This window comes from Pseudomonas sp. 13B_3.2_Bac1 (assembly GCF_025466205.1).
Lineage (GTDB): Bacteria > Pseudomonadota > Gammaproteobacteria > Pseudomonadales > Pseudomonadaceae > Aquipseudomonas > Aquipseudomonas fluorescens_H.
The window spans coordinates 56,054-80,077 of record NZ_JANLOG010000091.1 but is presented as its reverse complement, the minus strand read 5'-3'; the positions used below and the strand labels follow the sequence as shown (position 1 = coordinate 80,077).

Annotated in this window: 23 protein-coding genes; 13 read left to right on the top strand and 10 right to left on the bottom strand. The window is 61.9% G+C overall.

Annotation, left to right across the window (positions count from 1 at the left end; translation table 11 throughout):
* Positions 1-31 precede the first annotated feature (31 nt).
* The 3 genes from betC to NTD85_RS15000 all read left to right on the top strand — a co-directional run bounded on the left by betC (position 32) and on the right by NTD85_RS15000 (position 4,305).
* Positions 32-1,546, top strand: a complete 1,515-nt coding sequence (gene betC / locus NTD85_RS15010; RefSeq protein WP_262142537.1) for a choline-sulfatase — start codon at positions 32-34, stop codon at positions 1,544-1,546.
* Between the two features lie 15 nt (positions 1,547-1,561).
* Positions 1,562-2,482, top strand: a complete 921-nt coding sequence (choX, locus tag NTD85_RS15005) for a choline ABC transporter substrate-binding protein (RefSeq protein WP_003220255.1) — start codon at positions 1,562-1,564, stop codon at positions 2,480-2,482.
* Between the two features lie 254 nt (positions 2,483-2,736).
* Complete coding sequence (locus tag NTD85_RS15000) at positions 2,737-4,305, top strand: SulP family inorganic anion transporter (protein WP_003220253.1); 1,569 nt, start codon at positions 2,737-2,739, stop codon at positions 4,303-4,305.
* Between the two features lie 90 nt (positions 4,306-4,395).
* Here the strand turns inward: NTD85_RS15000 and aroE are convergent, their stop codons facing one another.
* Positions 4,396-5,217: a shikimate dehydrogenase gene (gene aroE / locus NTD85_RS14995; protein WP_262142535.1), complete on the bottom strand. Its 822-nt coding sequence runs from the start codon at positions 5,215-5,217 to the stop codon at positions 4,396-4,398.
* Positions 5,218-5,226: 9 nt separating this feature from the next.
* On the bottom strand, positions 5,227-6,141 hold the full coding sequence (gene hemF / locus NTD85_RS14990; protein WP_003220249.1) for an oxygen-dependent coproporphyrinogen oxidase: 915 nt from the start codon (positions 6,139-6,141) through the stop codon (positions 5,227-5,229).
* Between the two features lie 164 nt (positions 6,142-6,305).
* On the opposite strand from hemF, the gene NTD85_RS14985 reads away from it, so the two are divergent.
* Complete coding sequence (locus NTD85_RS14985; RefSeq protein ID WP_262142534.1) at positions 6,306-7,283, top strand: NADPH:quinone reductase; 978 nt, start codon at positions 6,306-6,308, stop codon at positions 7,281-7,283.
* A gap of 65 nt (positions 7,284-7,348) precedes the next feature.
* Here NTD85_RS14985 and NTD85_RS14980 read toward each other — a convergent pair whose 3' ends face one another.
* From NTD85_RS14980 to NTD85_RS14965, 4 genes are all read right to left on the bottom strand, one after another.
* On the bottom strand, positions 7,349-8,023 hold the full coding sequence (locus NTD85_RS14980) for a hypothetical protein (RefSeq protein WP_003220245.1): 675 nt from the start codon (positions 8,021-8,023) through the stop codon (positions 7,349-7,351).
* Between the two features lie 239 nt (positions 8,024-8,262).
* Complete coding sequence (locus tag NTD85_RS14975; RefSeq protein ID WP_003220243.1) at positions 8,263-8,820, bottom strand: L-threonylcarbamoyladenylate synthase; 558 nt, start codon at positions 8,818-8,820, stop codon at positions 8,263-8,265.
* A gap of 55 nt (positions 8,821-8,875) precedes the next feature.
* Complete coding sequence (dprA, locus tag NTD85_RS14970; protein WP_262142533.1) at positions 8,876-9,973, bottom strand: DNA-processing protein DprA; 1,098 nt, start codon at positions 9,971-9,973, stop codon at positions 8,876-8,878.
* 82 nt (positions 9,974-10,055) lie between these two features.
* Positions 10,056-11,081, bottom strand: a complete 1,026-nt coding sequence (locus tag NTD85_RS14965) for a LysM peptidoglycan-binding domain-containing protein (RefSeq protein ID WP_003220240.1) — start codon at positions 11,079-11,081, stop codon at positions 10,056-10,058.
* Positions 11,082-11,240: 159 nt separating this feature from the next.
* Between NTD85_RS14965 and def the strand changes: the two genes are divergently transcribed.
* The 5 genes from def to NTD85_RS14940 all read left to right on the top strand — a co-directional run bounded on the left by def (position 11,241) and on the right by NTD85_RS14940 (position 15,930).
* Positions 11,241-11,747 carry a peptide deformylase gene (gene def, locus NTD85_RS14960; protein WP_027610272.1) on the top strand — a complete coding sequence of 169 codons (507 nt, stop codon included), beginning with the start codon at positions 11,241-11,243 and terminating at the stop codon, positions 11,745-11,747.
* Between the two features lie 56 nt (positions 11,748-11,803).
* The gene (gene fmt / locus NTD85_RS14955; RefSeq protein ID WP_003220236.1) at positions 11,804-12,763 is read left to right on the top strand and encodes a methionyl-tRNA formyltransferase; all 960 of its coding nucleotides are present in this window, start codon (positions 11,804-11,806) and stop codon (positions 12,761-12,763) included.
* Positions 12,760-14,070 carry a 16S rRNA (cytosine(967)-C(5))-methyltransferase RsmB gene (rsmB, locus tag NTD85_RS14950; protein ID WP_262142532.1) on the top strand — a complete coding sequence of 437 codons (1,311 nt, stop codon included), beginning with the start codon at positions 12,760-12,762 and terminating at the stop codon, positions 14,068-14,070. Before fmt ends, rsmB begins: the two co-directional genes overlap by 4 nt.
* A 22-nt stretch (positions 14,071-14,092) precedes the next feature.
* Complete coding sequence (gene trkA / locus NTD85_RS14945; RefSeq protein WP_003220233.1) at positions 14,093-15,469, top strand: Trk system potassium transporter TrkA; 1,377 nt, start codon at positions 14,093-14,095, stop codon at positions 15,467-15,469.
* Positions 15,470-15,615: 146 nt separating this feature from the next.
* Entirely contained in the window at positions 15,616-15,930 is a 315-nt protein-coding gene (locus NTD85_RS14940) for a tetratricopeptide repeat protein (protein ID WP_103483994.1), read from the top strand.
* Between the two features lies 1 nt (position 15,931).
* Here the strand turns inward: NTD85_RS14940 and NTD85_RS14935 are convergent, their stop codons facing one another.
* The 3 genes from NTD85_RS14935 to NTD85_RS14925 form a co-directional block, all read right to left on the bottom strand.
* Positions 15,932-16,171 carry a PilZ domain-containing protein gene (locus NTD85_RS14935; RefSeq protein ID WP_003220229.1) on the bottom strand — a complete coding sequence of 80 codons (240 nt, stop codon included), beginning with the start codon at positions 16,169-16,171 and terminating at the stop codon, positions 15,932-15,934.
* A gap of 110 nt (positions 16,172-16,281) precedes the next feature.
* Complete coding sequence (locus NTD85_RS14930; RefSeq protein ID WP_003220227.1) at positions 16,282-17,169, bottom strand: lysophospholipid acyltransferase; 888 nt, start codon at positions 17,167-17,169, stop codon at positions 16,282-16,284.
* A gap of 40 nt (positions 17,170-17,209) precedes the next feature.
* The gene (locus tag NTD85_RS14925) at positions 17,210-17,767 is read right to left on the bottom strand and encodes a DNA-3-methyladenine glycosylase I (protein ID WP_003220226.1); all 558 of its coding nucleotides are present in this window, start codon (positions 17,765-17,767) and stop codon (positions 17,210-17,212) included.
* Positions 17,768-17,848: 81 nt separating this feature from the next.
* On the opposite strand from NTD85_RS14925, the gene glyQ reads away from it, so the two are divergent.
* The 4 genes from glyQ to NTD85_RS14905 all read left to right on the top strand — a co-directional run bounded on the left by glyQ (position 17,849) and on the right by NTD85_RS14905 (position 22,259).
* Entirely contained in the window at positions 17,849-18,802 is a 954-nt protein-coding gene (glyQ, locus tag NTD85_RS14920) for a glycine--tRNA ligase subunit alpha (protein ID WP_003187265.1), read from the top strand.
* Entirely contained in the window at positions 18,799-20,853 is a 2,055-nt protein-coding gene (gene glyS / locus NTD85_RS14915) for a glycine--tRNA ligase subunit beta (protein ID WP_262142530.1), read from the top strand. Before glyQ ends, glyS begins: the two co-directional genes overlap by 4 nt.
* Before the next feature lie 4 nt (positions 20,854-20,857).
* Complete coding sequence (gene gmhB, locus NTD85_RS14910; protein WP_177434763.1) at positions 20,858-21,397, top strand: D-glycero-beta-D-manno-heptose 1,7-bisphosphate 7-phosphatase; 540 nt, start codon at positions 20,858-20,860, stop codon at positions 21,395-21,397.
* Between the two features lie 82 nt (positions 21,398-21,479).
* Entirely contained in the window at positions 21,480-22,259 is a 780-nt protein-coding gene (locus tag NTD85_RS14905) for a lysophospholipid acyltransferase family protein (protein ID WP_003220219.1), read from the top strand.
* A 168-nt stretch (positions 22,260-22,427) separates the two neighbouring features.
* Here NTD85_RS14905 and NTD85_RS14900 read toward each other — a convergent pair whose 3' ends face one another.
* Positions 22,428-23,960, bottom strand: coding sequence for a sensor histidine kinase (locus tag NTD85_RS14900; RefSeq protein WP_262142529.1), 1,533 nt, complete (start codon positions 23,958-23,960; stop codon positions 22,428-22,430).
* Between the last annotated feature and the right edge of the window lie 64 nt (positions 23,961-24,024).

Below are 24,024 nucleotides of genomic sequence, written 5' to 3'. Positions count from 1 at the left end.
ATAAATATTCACTATGGAATGCCGCGATCACATGAAGCGCAAGAACATTCTTTTCATCATGGCCGATCAAATGGCCGCGCCAATGTTGCCGATCTACGGCCCGTCGCCGATCAAACTGCCGAATCTTTCGCGCCTCGCCGCTCAGGGCGTGGTGTTCGACGCCGCTTATTGCAACAGTCCGCTGTGCGCGCCGTCGCGCTTCACCCTGGTCAGTGGCCAGCTGCCGAGCAAGATCGGCGCCTACGACAACGCTGCCGATTTCCCCGCCGACATTCCGACCTACGCCCATTACCTGCGCCGCCTCGGCTACCGCACCGCGCTGTCGGGCAAGATGCATTTCTGCGGCCCGGATCAATTGCACGGCTACGAAGAGCGCCTGACCAGCGACATCTACCCGGCCGACTACGGCTGGGCGGTGAACTGGGACGAGCCGGACGTGCGCCCGAGCTGGTATCACAACATGTCGTCGGTGCTGCAGGCCGGGCCGTGCGTGCGCACCAACCAGCTCGACTTCGACGAAGAGGTGGTGTTCAAGGCCCAGCAATACCTGTTCGATCACATTCGCGAGGACGGCGATCAGCCGTTCTGCCTGACCGTTTCGATGACTCACCCACACGACCCGTACACGATTCCCAAGGCGTTCTGGGATTTGTACGACGACGGTGACATCCCGTTGCCGAGCACTCCGGATCAACATTCCCTCGATCCACACTCGCAGCGCCTGCTCAAGGTCTACGACCTGTGCGACAAACCGCTGCCTGTGGATAAAATTCGCGACGCGCGCCGTGCCTATTTCGGCGCGTGCAGCTATATCGACGCCAATGTCGGCAAACTCCTGCAAACCCTCGAAGATACCGGGCTGATCGACGACACCATCATCGTCTTCTCCGGCGACCACGGCGACATGCTTGGCGAGAAAGGCCTCTGGTACAAAATGCACTGGTTCGAGATGGCCGCGCGGGTGCCGCTGTTGATCAGTGCGCCGGGGCAGTTCGCTGCCGGCCGGGTCAGCGCCGCAGTGTCCACCGCTGACCTGTTACCGACCTTCGTCGAACTGGCCGGCGGCAGCCTGGAACCGAACTTGCCGCTGGACGGCCGCTCGCTGCTGACGCACCTGCAAGGGCAGGGCGGGCATGACGAGGTGTTCGGCGAATACATGGCTGAAGGCACGGTCAGCCCGCTGATGATGATCCGTCGCGGCGCCTACAAATTTATCTACAGTGAAAGCGACCCGTGCCTACTCTTCGATGTGCACAACGATCCGCGTGAACTCGAAGAACTCAGCCAGTCGCCGCAACATCGCCAGCTGTTCGACGAATTTCTCGCCGAAGCGCGGGCCAAGTGGGACATCCCGGCGATTCACCGCGAGGTGCTCGCCAGCCAGCGCCGCCGACGTTTTGTCGCCGACGCCCTGACCATCGGCAAGCTGAAGAGCTGGGATCACCAGCCGCTGGTGGACGCCAGTCAGCAGTACATGCGCAACCACATCGACCTCGACGATCTGGAGCGCAAGGCCCGTTATCCACAACCCTGCCAAAATCAATAATGTAAGGGGAAGTTCATGCGCAAGTTATCCACAGCACTGACGATTGGCCTGCTGGCTCTGGGCAGCGCCTCGGCATTCGCCGAGCAAAGCTGCGAAACGGTGAAAATGGCCGATCCGGGCTGGAGCGACATCGCCGCGACCAACGCCATCGCCGGGTTTCTGCTGGACGGCATGGGCTACAAGGCCAAGGTCGACACCCTCGCGGTGCCGATCACCTTCGGTGGTTTGAAGGACGGTCAAGTGGATGTATTTCTCGGCAACTGGATGCCGGCGCAGCAGGGCTTCTACGACAAGTTCGTCGCCACCGGTGACGTCACGCAACTGGCGAAGAACCTCGACGGCACCGAGTTCACCCTCGCCGTCCCGGATTACGTGTGGGACGCCGGTGTGCATGACTTTGCCGACCTGAACAAATACGCCGACAAGTTCGACAAGAAGATCTACGGCATCGGTTCCGGGGCGCCCGCGAACATTTCGCTGCAGGAAATCATCAAGAAGAACGATTTCGACCTCGGCCAGTGGAAGCTGATCGAATCCAGCGAACAGGCGATGCTCGCCGAAGTGTCGCGAGCGGTGAAGAAACAGAAATTCGTCACCTTCCTCGGCTGGACCCCGCACCCGATGAACGTGCAGTTGAAGATGCATTACCTCAAGGGCGGCGAGAAATACTTCGGCGACACCGGCAGCGTCTATACCCTCACGCGCAAGGGTTATGCCGAGGCCTGTCCGAATGTGGGCAAGTTGCTGACCAACCTGGCGTTCACCCAGGACATGGAGAACAGCATCATGGCTGAGGTGGTGAACAAGAAAGTCAGCAATGCCGATGCGGTGAAGGCATGGATCAAAGCCAATCCGGCGGTGCTGGACAAGTGGCTGGATGGGGTGAAGACCGTGGATGGCAAGGATGCTTTGGCGGCTGTAAAGGCAAAGCTTTGACCGTGGGGTGGCTTTGAATTTTGCTCGGCTTGAGATTTTTGCCCCCTCACCCCAGCCCTCTCCCCCAGAGGGGGCGAGGGGGAAGGGAGCCGATCTTTATGTTATTCAGAACCTGAGTTCGACTGGATATCTCAGGTCGGCGTACTTCCCTCTTTCACCTCGATCAGTCCCCTCTCCCTCCGGGAGAGGGTTAGGGTGAGGGCCTTTACCCTGGCACCCTGATAACCTTGAACAAAACCCGCCCGCGAGGACCCATGGCCCTGCCCAGTCGCCATTCACTTTTCCCCTTCCTGACCTGGCTGCCCCGGCAAACCCGCGCCAGCGTCGGCCGGGATCTGGTCGTTGGCCTGAGCGGTGCCATTCTCGCGCTGCCGCAGTCGATCGCCTACGCGCTGATCGCCGGCCTGCCGCCGGAATACGGCCTCTACGCCGCAATCATTCCGGTACTGATCGCCTGCCTTTGGGGTTCCTCGTGGCATCTGATCTGCGGCCCGACTGCAGCGATTTCGATTGTGCTGTATGCCAGCGTCAGTCCCTTGGCTGTGCCGGCGTCCCAGGACTACATCACTCTGATTCTGCTGCTGAGCTTTCTGGCGGGGATTTTTCAGTGGCTGCTCGGCCTGCTGCGCTTCGGCGCGCTGGTGAATTTCGTCTCGCATTCGGTGGTGCTCGGCTTCACCCTCGGCGCGGCGGTGGTGATTGCCATCGGCCAGTTGCCGAACCTGCTGGGGCTGGATCTGCCGGCCAAAGCCACGGCCCTGGACAGCCTGATGGATCTGCTGCAGCACCTGCAGGCTGTGGATAAACCTTCATTGGTATTGGGCGTGGCCACGGTGGTGGTCGGTTTCGTGCTCAGGCAATTGCTGCCGCGCTGGCCGACACTGTTGATCACCCTGGTGCTCGGCAGCCTGCTGGTGTGGCTGTGGCCGACGATGTTCGGCCACGTGCATCGGGTCAGTGCCTTTGTCGGGCGCTTGCCGCCGTTCAGCGCGTTGCCGCTGGATCTGGATCTGGTGCTGCGCTTGCTGCCGAGCGCCGTGGCGGTGGGCATGCTCGGGCTGGTGACGAGTCTGTCGATTGCCCGTTCGATTGCCGCGCGCTCCCAGCAGTTGCTCGATGCCAATCAGGAAGTCCGTGCGCAGGGTCTATCGAACATCGTCGGGGCGTTCTTTTCCGGCTCGTTGTCCGCCGGCTCGTTCACCCGCTCAGGTCTGAGTTACGAGGCCGGTGCCTGTTCGCCGCTGGCCGGGGTGTTTTCGGCGATCTGGGTCGCGCTGTTCGCGATTTTCGGCGCCGGGCTGATTTCACACATTCCCATTCCGGCGATGGCCGGAAGCATTCTGCTGATCGCCTGGGGGCTGGTGGATCATCGCGGGATTCGTTCGCTGCTGCGGGTCAGCCGCGCCGAGTTCGTGGTCATGGCCTTGACCTGCCTCGCCACGCTATTGCTGGAATTGCAGACGGCAATCTACGCCGGGGTGCTGGCGTCGCTGTTCTTCTACCTCAAGCGCACCTCGCAACCACGGGTACAGCACTGGCGCGAGGGTGAGGAGGATGTGTTGCGGGTTGGCGGCTCGATCTTCTTCGGCGCCAGCCATTACCTGCAAGTGCGCCTGCAACGGCTGCACGGCACGCGGGTGGTGATCGAGGCGCAGCAGATCAACTTCATCGATTATTCGGGGGTGGAAATGCTGCATCAGGAGGCGCGGCGCCTGCTGCGTCAGGATCGCAGCCTGACCCTGCGCCGGGCGCGGCCGCAGGTGGTGGAGGAGTTGAGAAAGCTGGAAGGGCCGGAGAAATGCCCGATCCGGTTTGAGGATTGATCCAGAATCGGCGGTGCGGCCATTCGCGAGCAAGCCCGCCCCCACATTTGATCGCATTCCAATGTGGGAGCGGGCTTGCTCGCGAAGCTTTTAAAGGGCCAACTGGCGGCGTAGTTCGGCGAGCACCGGCGCCGTATCCGGACGCACCCCGCGCCACAGGAAAAATGCCTCGGCAGCCTGTTCAGCCAGCATCCCCAGACCATCCATCGACACCGCCGCGCCATGCTCGCTGGCCCAGCGGCAGAACGCGGTCGGTTCCTTGCCGTACATCATGTCGTAGCACAGGGTCTGGCCCGGTTCGATCAGGCTCGGCGCAATCGGCGGTACATCGCCGGTCAGACTGGCGGAGGTGGCGTTGATGATCACGTCCACCGGCTCCTGCAACCAGTCGAAACCACTGGCCGACACCGGCCCCAGGTCACCGAACAACTCTGCCAGCAGCTCGGCCTTGTCCACCGTGCGGTTGGCGATGATCACCGATGCCGGCTTCTCGGCCAGCAACGGCTCCAGCGCACCACGCACCGCACCGCCAGCGCCGAGCAGCAGGATGCGTTTGCCGGTCAGGCTGAAACCGGCATTCACCGTCAGGTCGCGCACCAGTCCGGCACCGTCGGTGTTGTCACCGAGCAACGAGCCGTCGGCCAGTTTGCTCAGGGTGTTCACCGCACCCGCGCGTTGCGCACGGGCGGTCAGGCTGTTCGCCAGGCGAAAGGCTTCTTCCTTGAACGGCACAGTGACGTTGGCGCCGCGACCGTCCTGGAAAAACGCCATGGCGCAGCCAGTAAAGTCGTCGAGTGGCGCCAGCAGGGTGCTGTAGTCGAGGCGCTGGCCGGTCTGCTCGGCGAACAGTTTGTGAATCATCGGCGACTTGCTGTGGCCGATCGGGTTACCGAAAACGACGTAACGATCCATCAGCAGTCCTCAGGCCTCGGCCAGCCAGTCGCGGTCTTGCAGGAAGTAGTCGGTCAGGCGCGCTTCTTCACTGCCGGGCTCGGCCTTGAAGTCATAGGCCCAGCGCACTTGCGGCGGCAGCGACATGAGGATCGACTCGGTACGCCCGCCCGATTGCAGGCCGAACAGCGTGCCACGGTCGTAGACCAGGTTGAACTCGACGTAGCGGCCACGGCGGAATTCCTGGAATTCACGCTGTTTCGCGGTGAACGCATCGTTCTTGCGGCGTTGCACGATGGGCAGGTACGCATCGATGTAGGCGTCACCGATGGCGCGCATGAAGGCGAAACTGGTGTCGAAGTCCCACTCGTTCAGGTCATCGAAAAACAGCCCGCCGATGCCGCGCGGTTCGTGGCGATGCTTAATGTGGAAGTAGGTGTCGCACCACGCCTTGTAGCGCGGGTAGACGTCCGCACCAAACGGCGCGCAGGCCTGTTCGGCGACGCGGTGCCAGTGGATGCAGTCTTCTTCGTTGCCGTAATACGGAGTCAGGTCGAAGCCGCCGCCGAACCACCAGACCGGCTCTTCACCTTCCTTCTCGGCGATGAAAAAGCGCACGTTGGCGTGGGATGTCGGCACATGCGGGTTGTGCGGATGGATCACCAGCGACACGCCGAGGGCTTCGAAACCGCGACCGGCCAGTTCCGGACGGTGGGCGCTGGCCGACGGTGGCAGGCCGCTGCCGAACACGTGGGAAAAGTTGACGCCGCCCTTTTCGATCACCGTACCGTTCTCGATCACGCGAGTACGACCGCCACCGCCGGCAGGCCGGGTCCAGGCGTCTTCGACGAAGCGCGTGCCGCCGTCTTCGGTTTCCAGCGCGGCGCAGATGCGGTCTTGCAGGTCGAGCAGATAGGCCTTTACGGCGTCGGTGCGGGTCGTCATGGCTTCACCTTGAATCAGGGGCATCACTACGCGGGCGCCCCGCAGGCAGGGGGCGGCGCAAATGGGCGCGTAGCATAACACCGCAGACCCGAGCGCCGCAGTTGACGAAGATCAAGCAGGGGAGTTGGATAGGGGCCTCGCAAAACGACCCAAGGAGTAGGCAGATGGCAAAGCGTATCCAGTTCCGCGCCCACGGCGGACCCGAAGTACTCGAGTATGTCGATTACCAGCCCGCCGCCCCCGGCCCGCAACAGGTGCGAGTGGCCAACAAAGCCATTGGCCTGAACTTCATCGACACCTATTTCCGCAGCGGTCTCTATGCGCCACCGGCGCTGCCATCGGGTCTGGGCGCTGAAGGCGCGGGTATCGTCGATGCCGTGGGCAGTGAAGTCACCCGGTTCAAGGTCGGTGATCGCGTGGCGTACGGCAGCGGCCCATTGGGTGCCTACAGCGAGTTGCACGTGCTGCCCGAGGCCAACCTGGTGAAACTGCCGGACGAGATCAGCTTCGAAACCGCCGCCGGGGTCATGCTCAAGGGCCTGACCGTGCAGTACCTGCTGCGCCAGACCTATGAACTCAAGGGTGGCGAAACCATTCTGTTCCATGCCGCCGCCGGGGGCGTCGGTTCGCTGGCCTGCCAATGGGCCAAGGCCCTGGGCGTGAAACTGATCGGCACCGTCAGCTCCAGGGAAAAAGCCGAACTGGCCAAAGCCAACGGCGCCTGGGCAACCATCGATTACAGCCACGAAAACGTGGCACAGCGGGTGCTGGAGCTGACCGACGGCAAGAAAGTCCCGGTGGTGTACGACGGCGTCGGCAAGGACACCTGGCTGACCTCGCTCGACAGCGTCTCACCGCGCGGGCTGGTGGTGAGTTTCGGCAATGCCTCCGGTGCGGTGGACGGGGTGAACCTGGGGATTCTTTCGGCCAAGGGCTCGCTGTACGTGACCCGCCCGACCCTGGCGACCTACGCCAACAACGCCGAGAACCTGCAGCGCATGGCCGACGAGCTGTTCGAGATGATCATCAGCGGCAAGATCAAGGTGGACATCAGCCAGCGTTATCCACTGGCTGACGCGGCAAAGGCGCAGACCGAACTGTCGGCGCGGCGCACCACCGGCTCGACTATCCTGCTGCCCTGATCAACCTTCGGCATCTTGCCAGTCAGGTTTGAAACCCCATGGCTGGCAAGACAGTTCGAACGCGTTCAGCACCTCGGCAGAGGACACTCCAACGGTTTTTGTACCAGGTGGCCAACCGTCGCGTGATCGGGCTGTTGAACCGCCGCGAGGATTTGCCGCCACTCGGCTGACAACACCCAGTAATCGCCGCGTGCGCGCTGGTCGATGTGCAGCGCATTGGAGGCGATCGGCATCAGGCCGAAACGCTGATAAAAGCGCAGTTGTTGCGATCTGCACAACGCGGTCACCCCCTGATAACCGCGTTTTATCGCCCACTCGGTAGCGGCCGCCAACAGACCGTTGATCGCAATGGGCAGTTGATTGGGCGTGTACGAGATCAAGCGGCTGAATTCGACATGGCGCGACAGCGCCACCGTGGGCGAAACGTGTTGCTGCGCCAGCGATACCCATTCGAACGGCGCCGGAGTCGCCCTCAATACTGCCAACAGTTGATCGTGCCGATACAGCAGAAAGTGGGTACTTCGCGACTTTATCGCCAGTCTGGTTTCGAGCATCCGCGCCCGTGAAGTCAGCATGTAATGCTGCAGCCGGAGTCGAAATTGCCGATCGACAAACCGGTCGAACTCCTGAGTATCCGCCCCCGCTTCAAGCATCACGATACGGCAACCCTCATGGTGACTCTTTAACGTCACCTGAAGCGCCTGCAGATAATCCGTGAGTTGCAAATTCGTAGTGTCCATTCTTTCTCCGCAGACCTTAACTTATCGAAGTATTTCGAGTGCAGGGAAAGGATGGTTGCTTTTGGCGATTCCGCCACGCCAGAAAGTCTGATAATCCGGTGGGAAAACTCAATGAATCCGGGTACTTGGCGACTTTTACGACATAGAAACGGGCGTCATTGCAGGACAAATCGCACGTACGCGTAGTCCTCCTCGCCATCAAGGCGAAGAGGACTCACGTAAAGGTTTTCGAGCCAGGATCAGTCGGGACGAATGACCTTGCCGGTCGCCAGATCACGGATCACGCTGGGGTTCTTGCGCCCGCCCAGTTGCCCGCCGAGGATCAGGTCGATCTGCCCACGGAAATACTGCTCGACGCGCAACCGCGTGCGCGCCGCCGGCCGTCCTTGCGGGTTCGCCGAGGTGGAGATCAGCGGCCCGACCATCGAGCACAGATCCCGCACCTGCGGATGATCGCTGACCCGCAGCGCCACCGTGTCATGCACGCCCGTCACCCACTCCGGCAGCAGGTTTTGATGCGGCACCAGCCAGGTGTTCGGCCCCGGCCAGGTACTGGCCATGCGGTCGAGCCACTCTTGCGGGAAGTCTTCGAACAGGAAGTCGAACTGGCGAATGTTGTCGGCGACCAGGATCAGGCCCTTGTCCACCGAACGGTTCTTGATCGCCAGCAGACGATCCACTGCCTCTTCGTTCCACGGGTCGCAACCCAGCCCCCAGACGGCTTCGGTTGGATAGGCAATCACCGCCCCGGCGCGAATCTCTCGTGCGGCTTGCTGCACACGCCAACTGTTGACCATGAAAAAACTCTCCGCAAACAGGTTTTGCGCAGTTTACCGATCTTCCCTGTAAAACCTAGCGTGTCCTGGCCTGCCAGCGACCGTTTTCACACACTGCCCGGCCTTCCATTTCCAGCTCGGTGAGTGCCGCGAGAACTTTGGGCAACGCCCAGCCGCTGCTGTCGACCAAGGCTTCGCTGGTGTGCGGCGCCGCGTGCAGCAGGCGCAGCAAGGGGTGCCCGGCATCCGGCGTCTCTGTGGATAACGGCACATGCTGCCAGCCGCGCAGGGCTTCGAGGATGTGTTCGATGGTTTCGACCAGCACCGCACCGTCGCGGATCAACTGGTGACAGCCGCGTGCGCCAGGGTGATGGATCGAGCCGGGAATCGCGTACACCTCGCGGCCCTGCTCTGCCGCCAGCCTGGCAGTGATCAGCGAACCGCTGGCAACACTCGCTTCGACCACCAGCACACCGAGGGACAAACCGCTGATGATCCGGTTGCGTCTGGGGAAGTTGCTCGCCGTCGGCCCAGCGTCCAGTGGAAACTCCGAAAGCACCGCGCTGCCCGAGGCAATCATCGCGTCGGCCAGTCGGCGATTGCGCTGTGGATAAAACTTTTCCAGGCCGGTGCCGAGCACGCCGACGGTTTGCCCGCGGACGTCCAGCGCCGCTTGATGGGCAGCTGCATCGATGCCCAGCGCCAAGCCACTGGTGATGACAAAACCGGCCCCGGCGAGGCTGCGGGAAAATGCTGCAGCGGTGTCCATTCCCGGGCGTGAAGCACTGCGACTGCCGACCATCGCCAGTTGCGGTTTTTCCAGAATCAGCGGGTCGCCCGCAACAAACAACAGCGGTGGTGGGTCAGGGATCTGCGCCAGCAGCGCCGGATAGTCCGCCTGGCCCAACAGCAATAGGTGCTGGCCGGGCCGCTCTAGCCAGCGCAATGCATGGCTGGCGCCGTCGCGCACTTCGGGGCTGCGCCGGGCCTCGGCCGACGCCGCCGGCAACCCCAGCGCACGCCAGGCACTGGCCGGCGCGCTCAGGGCTTTTGACGCCGAGCCGAAGGCTTCAAGCAGTTTGGCAAAACGTTTCGGACCGATTTCCGGCAAGCGGTGCAGGCGCAAACGCGCTTCCAGTTCCGCAGGGGAAACCGGCGTACAGGCAGACAGCATCGTGGATCATCCTTGATCGTTATAAGTCCCGAACCAATCGGAACAAGCTGTGGATAACTCTGTTGGTAACTTGTGAAGCCAGCTAAGGATTTCGTACCTTGTCGAGCACCGCCAGCGAGCGCGATGCGTTGAGTACCAGGCCATAACTGATTTTTTCGTAGGTGCGGAACACCATCAGCAAACCGGCGCGTTCGTCGGGGATTTTCAACGGCTGGCCGGTTACCCGGTCACGTACGGTTTCCCCGGTTTTCATCACTGCCAGAACGTTGCCTTCGACCAGGCCGTCGCGCTGGCCCTTGTTCAGGGTGACCACGTCCATCACGCCGATCTGCGTGACGCCGCGCGGCACGTCGATGATCACGCCGTTGATGTTGGTGCTCGGGGCGCTGGGCATGAAGGTCGAATTGATCGAGCGCTCTTCGCCGCTGAACAAACGGTCGCCGAGGCGCACTTCCTGCGTGGTGCGTTGCAGGGCGAGGGTGGCGACATCGCCTTCGGTGGCAACGATTTCGCCGCCGCCAACGTCATCGGCGTTGATCCCCAGGAACTCCTTGGTCTGCGGGTCGGTGTAGACCTTGCCCTGGCGGAAGATGCCGTACACCGGCTGACTGGGGTCGAAATGGCCACGGGCATAAATCCGGTCACCGGTGCCGGAAAGCACCCGCTCGGCATCGCCGGCGACGATATAGGGTGCCTTGTCGAAGTCCTCGACCTTGTCGACGATGCGGTTGCTCAGCAGAAAGGCGTTGATCGATTTCAGCGGAATGCTCGGGATCGCCTCGGCCACCGGGCTGGTGCGGATGCGTGGCGACAGTTTGATGGTGCCGCGCGACTCGCCGCGATTGACGGTCAGTCGAGGCTGGCCGTCGACATAACTCAGCGTCAGCGTGTCGCCGGGATAGATCAGGTTGGGGTTTTCAATTTGCGGGTTGGCCCGCCACAGCTGTGGCCATTGCCAGGGCTCGCGCAGGTATTTGCCGGAAATGTCCCAGAGTGTGTCTCCCGAAACCACCGTGTATTGCTGTGGAAAACCATCCCTGAGTTGCACTTGCCCTTGCGCCACGCCGGCCGAGACCAGAAGCAGCAGGGCGAGTAGTGTTTTCCTCATGCAGCGAATCCCTTTATCATGTGCGTTCGCGTGAACCGTCAGAGCCCCCGTGGCTCGCTACTGCAAATTGCATTAGCTACGCTTCACAACGGTAGCCTGCATCTTCGGACCTGCCAGGCCATCGACCCGACTTTACTCAATACGTGCAGCAATCAGCCTATGGCCATTTTAAACATCCTCGAATTCCCGGACCCGCGTCTGCGTACTATCGCCAAGCCTGTGGCTGTAGTGGACGACGAAGTGCGTCAGTTGGTCGATGACATGTTTGAAACAATGTATGAAGCGCCGGGCATCGGCCTCGCCGCGACCCAGGTCAACGTGCACAAACGTATCGTCGTGATGGACCTTTCCGAAGACCGCACCGAACCCCGGGTGTTCATCAACCCCGAGTTCGAATCGCTGACCGACGAGATGGATCAGTACCAGGAAGGCTGCCTCTCGGTGCCGGGTTTCTACGAAAACGTCGACCGCCCGCAGAAGGTCAAGATCAAGGCGCTGGACCGCGACGGCCAGCCTTACGAACTGATCGCCGAAGGCCTGCTCGCGGTGTGCATCCAGCACGAATGCGACCACCTCAACGGCAAGTTGTTCGTCGATTACCTGTCCACGCTCAAACGCGACCGGATCAAGAAGAAACTGGAAAAGCTGCATCGCCAGAACGCTTGATGCCCTCCTTCAAAGGCTTGCTGCGGCAAGCCTTTTTCTTTTATGAGACGCCCTTCATGACTGAGCCACTGCGCATCGTTTTTGCCGGTACCCCGGAATTTGCCGCCGAACACCTCAAGGCCCTGCTGAACAGCCCTTACGAGATCGTTGCGGTCTACACCCAACCGGATCGTCCGGCCGGTCGCGGGCAAAAACTGATGCCGAGCCCGGTCAAACAGTTGGCCTTGGAAAATAATATCCAGGTGTTGCAGCCGCCGACCCTGCGCAACGCTGACGCTCAAGCCGAGCTGGCCGCGCTGAAACCGGACTTGATGGTGGTGGTCGCCTACGGCCTGATCCTGCCGCAAGCGGTGCTGGATATTCCGCGTCTGGGCTGCATCAACAGCCACGCCTCCCTGCTGCCACGCTGGCGCGGTGCGGCGCCGATCCAGCGCGCCGTGGAACACGGTGATGCCGAAAGCGGCGTGACCGTGATGCGCATGGAAGCCGGCCTCGACACCGGGCCGATGCTGCTCAAGGTCGTGACCCCGATCAGCGCCGACGACACGGGCGGCACGCTGCACGACCGTCTCGCCGAAATGGGCCCGCCCGCCGTGGTCCAGGCGATTGCCGGCCTGGCCGCCGGAACCCTCGAAGGCGAAGTGCAGAACGACGAACTCGCCACCTACGCCCACAAACTGAACAAGGACGAAGCGCGCCTCGACTGGAGCCGTCCGGCGGTTGAGCTGGAGCGTCTGGTACGCGCCTTCAATCCATGGCCGATTACCCACAGCACCCTCAACGGTGAAGCGCTGAAAGTACTGGCCGCGACCCTGGCTGACGGCAAAGGCGCGCCGGGTGCAATCCTCAGCGCCAGCAAGGACGGCCTGATCGTCGCGTGCGGTGAGCAGGCGTTGTGCCTGACCCGTCTGCAACTGCCCGGCGGCAAGGCGCTGAACTTCAGCGACCTGTTCAACAGCCGTCGCGAGAAATTCGCCGTCGGTACCGTGCTCGGCGCCGTGGTGGACGCGCAATGAACCCGCGTCTGGCTGCCGCCAAGGCACTCGCTGCCGTCCTCAGCGGCAAGGCTTCGTTGAACAGCTCCCTGCCGACGCAACTGGACAAGGTCGAAGACCGTGATCGCGGCTTCACCCAGGATCTGGCGTTCGGCACCGCGCGCTGGCAGCCACGGCTGTCGGCGCTGGCGGAAAAACTTCTGCAGAAGCCGTTCAAGGCTGCCGACGCCGATGTCGAGGCGCTGCTGCTGGTCGGTCTCTATCAACTGCTCTACACCCGCGTGCCGCCGCACGCGGCCATCGGCGAAACCGTCGGTTGCGCCGACAAGCTGAAAAAGCCGTGGGCCAAGGGTCTGCTCAACGCCGTGCTGCGTAATGCCCAGCGCGAAAGCGAGACGATTTTTGCCGAGCTGGAGCGCGATCCGGTGGTGCGCACCGCCCACCCGCGCTGGCTGCAAAAATCCCTGAAAGCCTTCTGGCCGGAGCAATGGGAAGCGATCTGCGCCGCGAACAACGCGCACCCGCCGATGATCCTGCGGGTCAACCGCCGGCATCACAGCCGCGACGCCTACCTCGGCTTGCTCAGCGACGCCGGCATCGCTGCCACGCCCTGCGTCTATAGCCGCGACGGCATCGTCCTTGAAGCCGCCGCCGACGTGCGCAGCCTGCCGGGTTTTGCCGAAGGCTGGATCAGTGTGCAGGACGAGGCCGCGCAACTGGCCGCCGATCTGCTCGATCTGGCCCCGGGCCAGCGAGTGCTCGACGCCTGCTGCGCCCCCGGCGGCAAGACCTGTCATATCCTCGAAGCCGAACCGGCGCTGGCCGACGTGGTGGCGGTGGATCTGGAAGCCAAACGTCTGGTGCGGGTGAAGGAGAACCTTGAACGGCTGGGCCTGAGCGCCGAACTGATCGCTGCCGACGGTCGCGATACCGCCGCGTGGTGGGACGGCAAACCGTTCCAGCGCATCCTGCTCGACGCGCCATGCTCGGCCACCGGCGTGATCCGCCGCCATCCGGACATCAAGCTGACCCGTCAGGCCGACGACATCGCCGCCCTCGCGCTGCTGCAAGGCGAGCTGCTCGACGCCCTGTGGAAAACCCTCGAAGTCGGCGGCATCTTGCTCTACGCCACTTGCTCGACCTTGCCCACCGAGAACACCGAAGTCATTGCCGCGTTCCTTGAGCGCACGCCCGGTGCCCGCGAGCTGGATCTGGCCACCACGGCCGGGATCAAACAGCCCCATGGTCGCCAATTGCTGGCCCAGCAGGGCGGGCATGACGGGTTCTACTACGCCAAGCTGATCAAGATCGCTGCCGCGCGCGGCTAAACGGATTCAACGGAGTGACTGGATGAAAATCATCATCCTCGGTGCGGGGCAGGTCGGCGGATCGCTGGCTGAACACCTGGCGAGCGAAGCCAACGACATCACCGTGGTCGACACCGACGGCGAACGCCTGCGCGACCTCGGCGACCGTCTCGACATCCGCACCATTCAGGGCCGCGGCTCGCTGCCGTCGGTGCTGCGTCAGGCCGGCGCCGACGATGCCGATATGCTGGTGGCGGTGACCAACAGCGACGAGACCAACATGGTCGCCTGCCAGGTCGCCCACACGCTGTTCCACACCCCGACCAAAATCGCCCGGGTGCGCGAAGCGTCCTACCTCAATCGCGAAGAACAGCTGTTCCAGAACGAAGCGATTCCGGTCGACGTGCTGATCAGCCCCGAGCAGGTGGTGACCAACTACATCAAGCGCCTGATCCAGCATCCAGGCGCGCTGCAAGTGATCGACTTCGCCGAAGGCCAGGCGCAACTGGTGGCGGTGCGCGCCTATTACGGCGGGCCGCTGGTGGGCCAACAGCTGCGCCAGCTGCGCGAACACATGCCGAATGTCGAGACGCGTGTCGCGGCGATTTTCCGTCGCGACCGGCCGATCCTGCCGCAAGGCGACACGGTGATCGAGGCCGATGACGAAGTCTTTTTCATCGCCGCCCGTGAGAATATTCGCGCGGTGATGAGCGAAATGCGCCGCCTCGACGAAACCTACAAGCGCATCGTGATTGCCGGTGGCGGGCAGATCGGCGAGCGTCTGGCCGAGGCCATCGAAAGCCGTTATCAGGTGAAGATCATCGAGATGAACCCGGCACGCTGCCGCTACCTCTCGGATACCCTCGACAGCACCGTGGTGCTGCAGGGCAGCGCGTCGGACCGTGATCTGCTGCTGGAAGAGAACATCGCCGACGCCGACATCTTCCTTGCCCTGACCAACGATGACGAAGCCAACATCATGTCGTCGTTGCTGGCCAAACGCCTGGGCGCGAAGAAGGTGATGACGATCATCAACAACCCGGCGTACGTCGACCTGATCCAGGGCGGCGACATCGACATCGCCATCAGCCCGCAACTGGCGACCATCGGCACCTTGCTGGCCCACGTACGGCGTGGCGATATCGTCAGCGTGCACTCACTGCGCCGGGGCGCGGCGGAAGCCATCGAGGCGATTGCCCACGGTGATGCGAAGTCGAGCAAGGTCATCGGCCGGCCGATCGAGAAAATCGGCCTGCCGCCGGGCAGCACGATTGGCGCGATCATCCGCAACGAAGAGGTGATCATCGCCCACGACGATACGGTGATCGAAACCGGTGACCATGTGATTCTGTTCCTTGTGGATAAAAAGCATATCCGCGATGTGGAGAAGCTGTTTCATGTGGGTTTGAGCTTCTTCTGAGTTTTGCGCTGACGGCACTGGCCCCTTCGCGAGCAGGCTCGCTCCCACATTTGGAATGCGTTTCCCCTGTGGGAGCGGGCTTGCTCGCGAAAGCGGTGTAACTGACACCGATCAACACCTGACACTCCACAGAAAAGGATCTGCCCATGCTCGAATCCCTGGAAAAAATGCTCGCCAAGGGTGTGGATAACTCATTGCTGCGCTTCGGCCTCGGCAAGGGTTATCTGGATTTGGGCGAGAACGCCAAAGCCGCCGAACATTTCCAGCGCTGTGTCGGTTTCGACCCGAAGTACTCGGCGGCGTGGAAGCTATTGGGCAAGGCGCAACTCGCACTCGGCGATCACGCCGCCGCAAGGCAGGCATGGGAACAAGGTCTGGAAGCCGCCCGCGCCCATGGCGACAAGCAGGCCGAGAAGGAGATGGCGGTGTTTCTGAAGAAGCTCGATCGTCAGGCGCAATAAGCTAGAGATAGCGCAGGCCGATGCCCTCGGCATCCACCGTCACCACTTCCATTCGCACCCGTGGCGCGCCCGTGGGCAAGCCCTGCACTTGCCCGTAAACCACAGCGCCCTTGGGCAACGAAGCCAGCCGCGGATGCTGGACGTAGACCCCCGTAGTGGACAGATTGCGCGTCTGCCCGAGGCATTCGCCGAAGCTGTCGTGGGTGATCTTGATGCGGAAAGATTTGCAGTGTTCGGACATCTTTATGCGCCCTTGAATGAACGAGGCTGTGGATAAGCCGCAGAAGCAGGATCAACTGATCGCCGGCTGCGGCAGCTCCTACAGGTTATCCACAGAGTGTGCCAACTTGCTCAGTACCAGCGCGCTTCGCCCGGCGGCCGCTTTTTGAAACGCTTCATGCTCCACATGTACTGGCTCGGATATGCCGCGACATAGCGCTCGACCACCTTGCTCATGGCCGCGCAGGATTCCTCGGTATCGGTGCTGTACATGGCTTCCGGCGCCGCTTCGAGGATCACTTTGTAGCCGGAACCGTCCGGCAGGCGCAGGGCGTGCAGAAACACGCCGACCGCTTTGCCGCCGGCGAGCATGTTCGGCACGAATTTGCTGGTCAGCGCCTGGGTGGCGAAGAACGGCACGAAGATCCCGGCGGATTCGGCCGGTTCCGGGTCAGCCGGAATGCCCACTGCACCACCTTTGCGCACTTCCTTGATGACGCTGAGGATGCCTTCCTTGGTGGAAGCGGCGACTTTGTTGCCCAGTTGCACGCGTTGTTTGCGCAGCAATTCATCCACCGCTTTGAGCTTCGGCGGACGGTAGAAAATGATCGGTTTGCACTGGCTGCAATAGAAGTGGTTGAGCACTTCCCAGTTGCCCAGGTGGCTGGTGATGCCGACCACGCCTTTGCCCGAGGCCAGCGCCTCCTTGAGGATGTCGAGGCCTTCGACTTCGCGCACCAGATCGATGGAGCGCTGGGCCGGCCAGATCCAGGCGCAGGCGCTTTCGGTCAGGGACTTGCCGATGTCTTTCAGGCTCTGGCCGACCAGGCGCTCGCGCTCGGCCGGGTCCATCTGTGGAAAACATTTGGCGAGGTTGATCCGCACCACGTCGCGGGAGCGGTTGGGGGTTTTCCACATGATCCAGCCGATCGCCGAACCCACGGCCTGCACGGCCCGCCATGGCAGCAGGGCAAACAGCCGCAGAGCGCCTACCAGCAAGGCGCCTTTAAACTTTTCCACAGGTCACTCCTGATTTTGTGCTGTGCGCGAGGCGGCCATTCTAACCGCCGTTGACCAGCTGCGCGTAGCGATCGCAGTCCTGGGTGTGATCCATGACCATGCCCGAGGCCTGCATCAGCGCGTAGCAAATGGTCGGGCCGACGAAGGTGAATCCGGCCTTTTTCAGGGCTTTGCTCATCGCCACGGCTTCGGGGGTGATGGCCGGGACTTCACTGCGATCCTTGAAATGATTGATGACCGGTTTGTCACCGACAAACGACCAGAGGAAGGCCACCGGATCTTCCAGCGCCAGCCAGGCCTGGGCGTTGCGCCGGGCGGCATTGAGTTTGAGGCGGTTGCGGATGATCCCCGGATCGAGCATCAACTCAGCGATTTCCGCGTCGCTCATCTGCGCCACGCGCTGCACGTCGAAGCCGTACAACACCTCGCGGTAGCGCTCGCGTTTGCGCAGCACGGTGATCCAGGAAAGGCCGGCCTGGAACCCTTCGAGCAAAAGCAACTCGAACAAACCCTGCGCATCGCGTAGCGGCGTGCCCCACTCCTGATCGTGATAAGCCATGTACAGCGGATCTTCGGTACACCAAAAGCAGCGTGGCATAAGGCTCCAGGGGGTGGAGGTGCGACTGAATCGGGTATACTCCCGCTCTTTAAATCGCAGCCCAAGAAACAGGTGAATTTCGTGAGCCAGCCTACGCCAGCCGTGCGTACCTTCCAAGACTTGATCCTCGCGCTCCAGCAATACTGGGCCGAGCAAGGTTGTGTGGTACTTCAGCCCTACGATATGGAAGTAGGCGCCGGCACTTTCCACACCGCGACCTTCCTGCGCGCCATCGGCCCGGAAACCTGGAACGCCGCGTACGTGCAGCCAAGCCGCCGTCCGACTGACGGCCGCTACGGGGAAAACCCGAACCGTCTGCAGCACTACTATCAGTTCCAGGTCGTCCTGAAGCCGAACCCGGACAACTTCCAGGAACTGTACCTGGGCTCGCTCAAGCATGTCGGCCTGGACCCGTTGGTCCACGACATCCGCTTCGTCGAAGACAACTGGGAATCGCCGACCCTCGGCGCCTGGGGTCTGGGCTGGGAAGTCTGGCTCAACGGCATGGAAGTGACCCAGTTCACTTACTTCCAGCAGGCCGGCGGCATCGAATGCTACCCGGTGACCGGCGAGATCACTTACGGTCTGGAGCGTCTGGCCATGTACCTGCAGGGCGTGGATTCGGTCTACGACCTGGTCTGGGCCGACGGTCCGTTCGGCAAGGTGACCTACGGCGACGTGTTCCACCAGAACGAAGTGGAACAGTCCACCTACAACTTCGAACACGCCAACGTCGACAAACTGTTCGAACTGTTCGACTTCTATGAAAGCGAAGCCAAGCGCCTGATCGAACTCGACCAGCCGCTGCCATTGCCGAGCTACGAAATGGTCTTGAAGGCCTCGCACACCTTCAACCTGCTGGACGCACGCCGGGCGATCTCGGTGACCGCGCGTCAGCAATACATCCTGCGCGTACGCACCCTGGCGCGTTCCGTTGCGCAAGCCTACCTGCTGGCCCGCGCCAAGCTGGGCTTCCCGATGGCGACCCCGGACCTGCGTGACGAAGTACTGGCCAAGCTGGAGGCTGCACAATGAGTGCTCAAGATTTTCTGGTTGAACTGGGCACCGAAGAACTGCCACCCAAAGCCCTGAACACCCTGGCTGAAGCGTTCCTCGCCGGTATCGACAAGGGCCTGCAAGCTGCCGGCCTGAGCTACGAAAGCAAAACCGTCTACGCCGCACCGCGTCGTCTGGCCGTGCTGATCACGGCGCTGGCCACCCAGCAACCGGATCGCAGCATCAACCTCGACGGCCCGCCGCGTCAGGCGGCGTTCGACGCTGAAGGCAACCCGACTCAGGCAGCCCTGGGCTTTGCCAAGAAGTGCGGCGTCGAGCTGAGCGAAATCGACCAGAGCGGTCCGAAACTGCGCTACAGCCAGAACATCGCCGGCAAGCCGACCGCGAGCCTGCTGCCGACCATCGTCGAAGATTCGCTGAACGACCTGCCGATCCCGAAACGCATGCGTTGGGGTGCGCGCAAGGAAGAGTTCGTGCGTCCGACCCAGTGGCTGGTGATGCTGCTCGGTGACCAGGTCATCGACTGCACCATCCTCGCGCAAAAGGCTGGCCGCGATTCTCGTGGTCACCGTTTCCACCACCCGGAAAGCGTGCGCATCGGTTCGCCGTCGAGCTATCTGGCCGACCTGCGTGCCGCTTATGTCCTGGCCGATGCCAACGAGCGTCGCGAGATCATCAGCAAGCGCACCGAAGAACTGGCAACCCGTCAGGAAGGCACCGCGATCGTGCCACCGGCGCTGCTCGATGAAGTGACCGCGCTGGTCGAATGGCCGGTGCCGCTGGTGTGCTCGTTCGAGGAACGCTTCCTCGACGTGCCGCAGGAAGCACTGATCACCACCATGCAGGACAACCAGAAGTATTTCTGCCTGCTGGATGCCGACGGCAAGTTGCTGCCACGGTTCATCACCGTCGCCAACATCGAAAGCAAGGATCCGCAGCAGATCATCGCCGGTAACGAGAAAGTGGTTCGCCCACGCCTGACCGACGCCGAGTTCTTCTTCAAGCAAGACAAGAAGCAGAAACTCGAAGACTTCAACCTGCGCCTGCAGAACGTGGTGTTCCAGGAAAAGCTCGGCAGCGTCTACGACAAGGCCGAGCGCGTGTCGAAACTGGCGGCGTACATCGCCGCACGTATCGGCGGCAACGCTTCGTGGGCGGCCCGCGCCGGCTTGCTGTCGAAGTGCGACCTGGCCACCGAAATGGTCGGCGAGTTCCCGGAGATGCAAGGTGTCGCCGGTTACTACTACGCGCTCAATGACGGCGAGCCGGAAGACGTCGCGCTGGCGCTGAACGAGCAGTACATGCCACGCGGTGCCGGTGCTGAACTGCCGGCGACCCTGACCGGTGCGGCCGTCGCAATCGCCGACAAGCTCGACACCCTGGTCGGCATCTTCGGTATCGGCATGCTGCCAACCGGCAGCAAAGACCCGTATGCCCTGCGCCGTGCGGCACTCGGCGTGCTGCGTATCCTGATCGAGAAACAGCTGGATCTGGACCTGAACGACGCCGTGGCCTTCGCCGTGAATGCGTTCGGTGCCAAGGTCAAGGCTGCCGGCCTGGCCGACTCGGTACAGGAATTCATCTTCGACCGTCTGCGTGCGCGTTACGAAGACGAAGGCGTCGATGTCGCCACCTACCTGTCGGTACGTGCGCTGAAGCCGGGTTCGGCGCTGGACTTCGACCAGCGTGTGCAAGCGGTTCAGGCCTTCCGCAAACTGCCGGAAGCGGCAGCGCTGGCAGCGGTCAACAAGCGTGTGTCGAACCTGTTGAGCAAAGTCGAAGGCTCGGTGCCGACCGTGGTCGAAGCCAAATACTTCGACAACGCCAACGAGTTTTCGCTGTACTCGGCGATCCAGCAAGCGGATCAGGCGGTGCAACCAATGGCCGCAGCGCGTCAGTACAACGAATCGCTGGCACGTCTGGCTGCATTGCGTGAGCCGGTAGACGCGTTCTTCGACGCCGTCATGGTCAATGCCGAAGACGCCAAGGTCCGGGCCAACCGCTACGCGCTGCTGGCGCGCCTGCGTGGTCTGTTCCTCGGGGTTGCCGACATTTCGCTGCTGGGTTGAGGGACTGCTGTTGAAACTGCTGATTCTCGATCGGGACGGAGTGATCAATTACGACTCCGACGCTTATATCAAGTCGGTGGAGGAGTGGATTCCTTTGCCCGGCTCGATCGCAGCGATTGCGCAGTTGAGCAAGGCCGGCTGGACGGTGGCGGTGGCCACCAACCAGTCGGGCATTGCTCGCGGCTATTACGACCTCGCCACCCTCGATGCCATGCACGCGCGCCTGCGCGAGCTGGTGGCGGAGCAGGGCGGTGAAGTCGGGCTGATCGTGTACTGCCCGCATGGCCCGGATGAGGGTTGCGATTGCCGCAAACCGAAACCGGGGATGTTGAAAACCATCGCCGAGCATTACAACGTGGCGCTGACGAATGTCTGGTTCGTCGGCGACAGCCTTGGTGACCTGGAGGCCGCCAAAGCCGTCGATTCACAGCCCGTTTTGGTAAAGACCGGGAAAGGCGAAAAAACTCTGGGCAAGACCCTTCCGGTCGGCACCCTGATTTTTGACGATCTGGCGGCGATTGCCGCAGAACTTATCCACAACTAGAGTGCTTCTGAAGTTCCTGACCAGGGATTGATCGGGAGTGCGCTTGAACAGTCGGGCATCGCCCGTAACGGTAAACGTCGCCATGTCGATACTGCAGGCCATCAGAATCTTCCTCTTTTACCTGCTGCTGGGCACCACTGCCTTGCTGTGGTGCAGCCTGAGCTTTTTTATCGCGCCCTTTTTGCCGTTCAAGGCGCGCTATCGTTTCATCAACGTGTACTGGTGCCGTTGCGCCTTGTGGTTGACCAAGGTGTTTCTCGGCATTCGTTACGAGATCAAAGGCGCGGAAAACGTGCCGGACCGGCCCTGCGTGATTCAGTCGAACCACCAGAGCACTTGGGAGACGTTCTTTCTCTCCGCTTATTTCTCGCCCTTGAGCCAGGTGCTCAAGCGTGAATTGCTGTACGTGCCGTTCTTCGGCTGGGCCATGGCCATGCTGCGGCCGATCGCGATTGACCGCGACAACCCGAAAGCGGCACTCAAGCAAGTGGCCGCCAAAGGCGATGAACTGCTCAAGGATAACGTCTGGGTATTGATCTTCCCTGAAGGCACCCGCGTTCCTTACGGCACCGTCGGCAAGTTCTCCCGCAGTGGCAGCGCGTTGGCGGTGAATGCGGCGCTTCCGGTACTGCCGATTGCACACAATGCCGGCAAATTCTGGCCGAAAATCGGCTGGGGCAAGCAGCCGGGCGTGATCACCGTGGTCATCGGCGAGCCGATGTATGCCGAAGGCACTGGCCCGCGCGCTATCGCCGATCTGAACGACCGGGTACAAGCCTGGAACGAACGGACTCAGCGCGAAATGGGTTCGCTTCCGCCGGCACCGCAGGCGCCTGCAGCCAGTGATCAGATGGCTGTCTGAGATTTTGTGGATAACCTGTGTACGGTTTTGTTAAAAAGGCCTGAATCTTTAATTTAAGTAACTGATTTACTTATATATTTCTCAAGCTCATAAAGCACCGTAAAAGGTGCATAAGTTTTTTTCAGAAGTAAAAAAACCGGCTGATATAGCCGGTTTTTTTGTGCCTGTTCACTCAGCGATCAGCGGTAACTGCAGCCGGAACGTGGTGCCTCGATCGACGATGCTATGGCACTCGATGCTGCCGCCATGATGATCGACTACTGCCTTGACCATCGACAGCCCTAAACCCACACCATCGATACCTTGCGCCGATGAAAAGCGTCGGTACTGCATGAACAGATCCGGCAATTCCTCAGCGGCGATGCCTTTGCCCTGATCGCTGAGTTCACAGCGCAACCAGTCGCCCTGGCAACTGACACTCAACTCGATCGTTGTGTCGGCCGGGCTATACTTGATGGCGTTTTCCAACAGGTTGAACAAGGCGCGGGTCAGCAGGCCTTGATCAGCGTTGATCAGACGCTCCTGGGATTGTTCGTCCATCGTGTGCAGCAGTTTGATGCTTTTCTGCTGGGCGATGGGCAACGCCTGATCCAGCACGTCCAGCACCAGCATCGCGAACAGGCTGGGCTGAAACTGGTAAGCCTCGGATTCCGCCCGCGCCAGCAACACGAAACCATCGGTCAATTCCAGCGCGCGGCGGACCTGGCGTTCGATCTGCTCGAACAGCGGTGAATCCGCTCCGGCCTGATGGCGATGCACATCGAGCAGAGCAAGGATCGCCGAATGCGGGGCGCGCAGGTCGTGGGACAGAAAACGCAGCAGTACGCCGCGCTGTTCTTCAGCGGCGCGTTCGGCACTCAGGTCGGTGAGGCTCAGCAGCCAGCCAATGGGAGTATCGCCGTCCACCGGCAGCAATGCCGCCCGCTCCAGCCGCAGGCTGCGCTCCTTGTGATCGCGAAACTCCAGCAGCGCCAGGGTGGACAATGCCGGGCGCGGTTCTGTGGACAACTCCGGGTAACCGAGACGGGCCAGTTGCTCGAGAACGTCGCCGCCCACCAGCGGGTGATCGAACAATACCCGAGCCTTGCGATTACCCAAGAGAATCTGCCCCTTGGGATCGCTGATCAGCGTCGCCACCGGCAGGTACTCCAGACCGTCGGCAATGAAGCGCCGGGTATCGCGGGTGCGGCTCATGGCTTGCTCCAGCGCCATGATCTGGCCCTGCAGCTGGTCGGCGCTGGTGAATTGCGCGCGGCGCCGTTCCGGAAATACTTTCGGCTCGCGGTCCAGCCGCGCCAGCTCCCAGCCAAAGTACGTCAGCACCACGCTCAGGCGCCGCCAGTTCCAGATCAGGTAACCGAACAACATGCCGAGCGCCGATGGGGTCGGTGACCACCAGTGCCGGACTTCCGCCAGGCCGACGCTGGTCAGCAACACACACGCCACCCCGCCCAATGTTACCCAGATCGCCCAGCGCGGGCGCCACAGCAGCAAGCCGAGGACACACGCCACCAGCCCCACCGAAAGCAATGCGCTCAAGCCCGGCGACGTGTCGTGCAGATTGATCTGGGCGCGATACGACAACAAGGCAGTCAGCGGCAACAACACTAGACTTATCCACAACCACTCCCGGACCAGCCGCCGAAACAGGCGCTGGACCTGACTCGGCTCGCGGCTTTCACGCCGACGCGGGCTATTCATGACAAACAGGGCAGGTGACAGTGAATGGTTTCATGGGTCACAGGTCTGAGGATGTAGATCCGAA

What these genes read in the sequence shown, in the direction of transcription:
- NTD85_RS14905 (WP_003220219.1), top strand. Translation starts at nt 21,480, where the DNA reads ATGTCGATACTGCAGGCCATCAGAATCTTCCTCTTTTACCTGCTGCTG.
- NTD85_RS14975 (WP_003220243.1), bottom strand. Translation starts at nt 8,820, where the DNA reads ATGGTCAACAGTTGGCGTGTGCAGCAAGCCGCACGAGAGATTCGCGCC.
- betC (WP_262142537.1), top strand. Translation starts at nt 32, where the DNA reads ATGAAGCGCAAGAACATTCTTTTCATCATGGCCGATCAAATGGCCGCG.
- def (WP_027610272.1), top strand. Translation starts at nt 11,241, where the DNA reads ATGGCCATTTTAAACATCCTCGAATTCCCGGACCCGCGTCTGCGTACT.
- trkA (WP_003220233.1), top strand. Translation starts at nt 14,093, where the DNA reads ATGAAAATCATCATCCTCGGTGCGGGGCAGGTCGGCGGATCGCTGGCT.
- choX (WP_003220255.1), top strand. Translation starts at nt 1,562, where the DNA reads ATGCGCAAGTTATCCACAGCACTGACGATTGGCCTGCTGGCTCTGGGC.
- NTD85_RS14940 (WP_103483994.1), top strand. Translation starts at nt 15,616, where the DNA reads ATGCTCGAATCCCTGGAAAAAATGCTCGCCAAGGGTGTGGATAACTCA.
- NTD85_RS14985 (WP_262142534.1), top strand. Translation starts at nt 6,306, where the DNA reads ATGGCAAAGCGTATCCAGTTCCGCGCCCACGGCGGACCCGAAGTACTC.
- NTD85_RS14980 (WP_003220245.1), bottom strand. Translation starts at nt 8,023, where the DNA reads ATGGACACTACGAATTTGCAACTCACGGATTATCTGCAGGCGCTTCAG.
- NTD85_RS14925 (WP_003220226.1), bottom strand. Translation starts at nt 17,767, where the DNA reads ATGCCACGCTGCTTTTGGTGTACCGAAGATCCGCTGTACATGGCTTAT.
- NTD85_RS15000 (WP_003220253.1), top strand. Translation starts at nt 2,737, where the DNA reads ATGGCCCTGCCCAGTCGCCATTCACTTTTCCCCTTCCTGACCTGGCTG.
- fmt (WP_003220236.1), top strand. Translation starts at nt 11,804, where the DNA reads ATGACTGAGCCACTGCGCATCGTTTTTGCCGGTACCCCGGAATTTGCC.
- glyS (WP_262142530.1), top strand. Translation starts at nt 18,799, where the DNA reads ATGAGTGCTCAAGATTTTCTGGTTGAACTGGGCACCGAAGAACTGCCA.
- NTD85_RS14965 (WP_003220240.1), bottom strand. Translation starts at nt 11,081, where the DNA reads ATGAGGAAAACACTACTCGCCCTGCTGCTTCTGGTCTCGGCCGGCGTG.
- rsmB (WP_262142532.1), top strand. Translation starts at nt 12,760, where the DNA reads ATGAACCCGCGTCTGGCTGCCGCCAAGGCACTCGCTGCCGTCCTCAGC.
- hemF (WP_003220249.1), bottom strand. Translation starts at nt 6,141, where the DNA reads ATGACGACCCGCACCGACGCCGTAAAGGCCTATCTGCTCGACCTGCAA.
- NTD85_RS14935 (WP_003220229.1), bottom strand. Translation starts at nt 16,171, where the DNA reads ATGTCCGAACACTGCAAATCTTTCCGCATCAAGATCACCCACGACAGC.
- aroE (WP_262142535.1), bottom strand. Translation starts at nt 5,217, where the DNA reads ATGGATCGTTACGTCGTTTTCGGTAACCCGATCGGCCACAGCAAGTCG.
- dprA (WP_262142533.1), bottom strand. Translation starts at nt 9,973, where the DNA reads ATGCTGTCTGCCTGTACGCCGGTTTCCCCTGCGGAACTGGAAGCGCGT.
- NTD85_RS14900 (WP_262142529.1), bottom strand. Translation starts at nt 23,960, where the DNA reads ATGAATAGCCCGCGTCGGCGTGAAAGCCGCGAGCCGAGTCAGGTCCAG.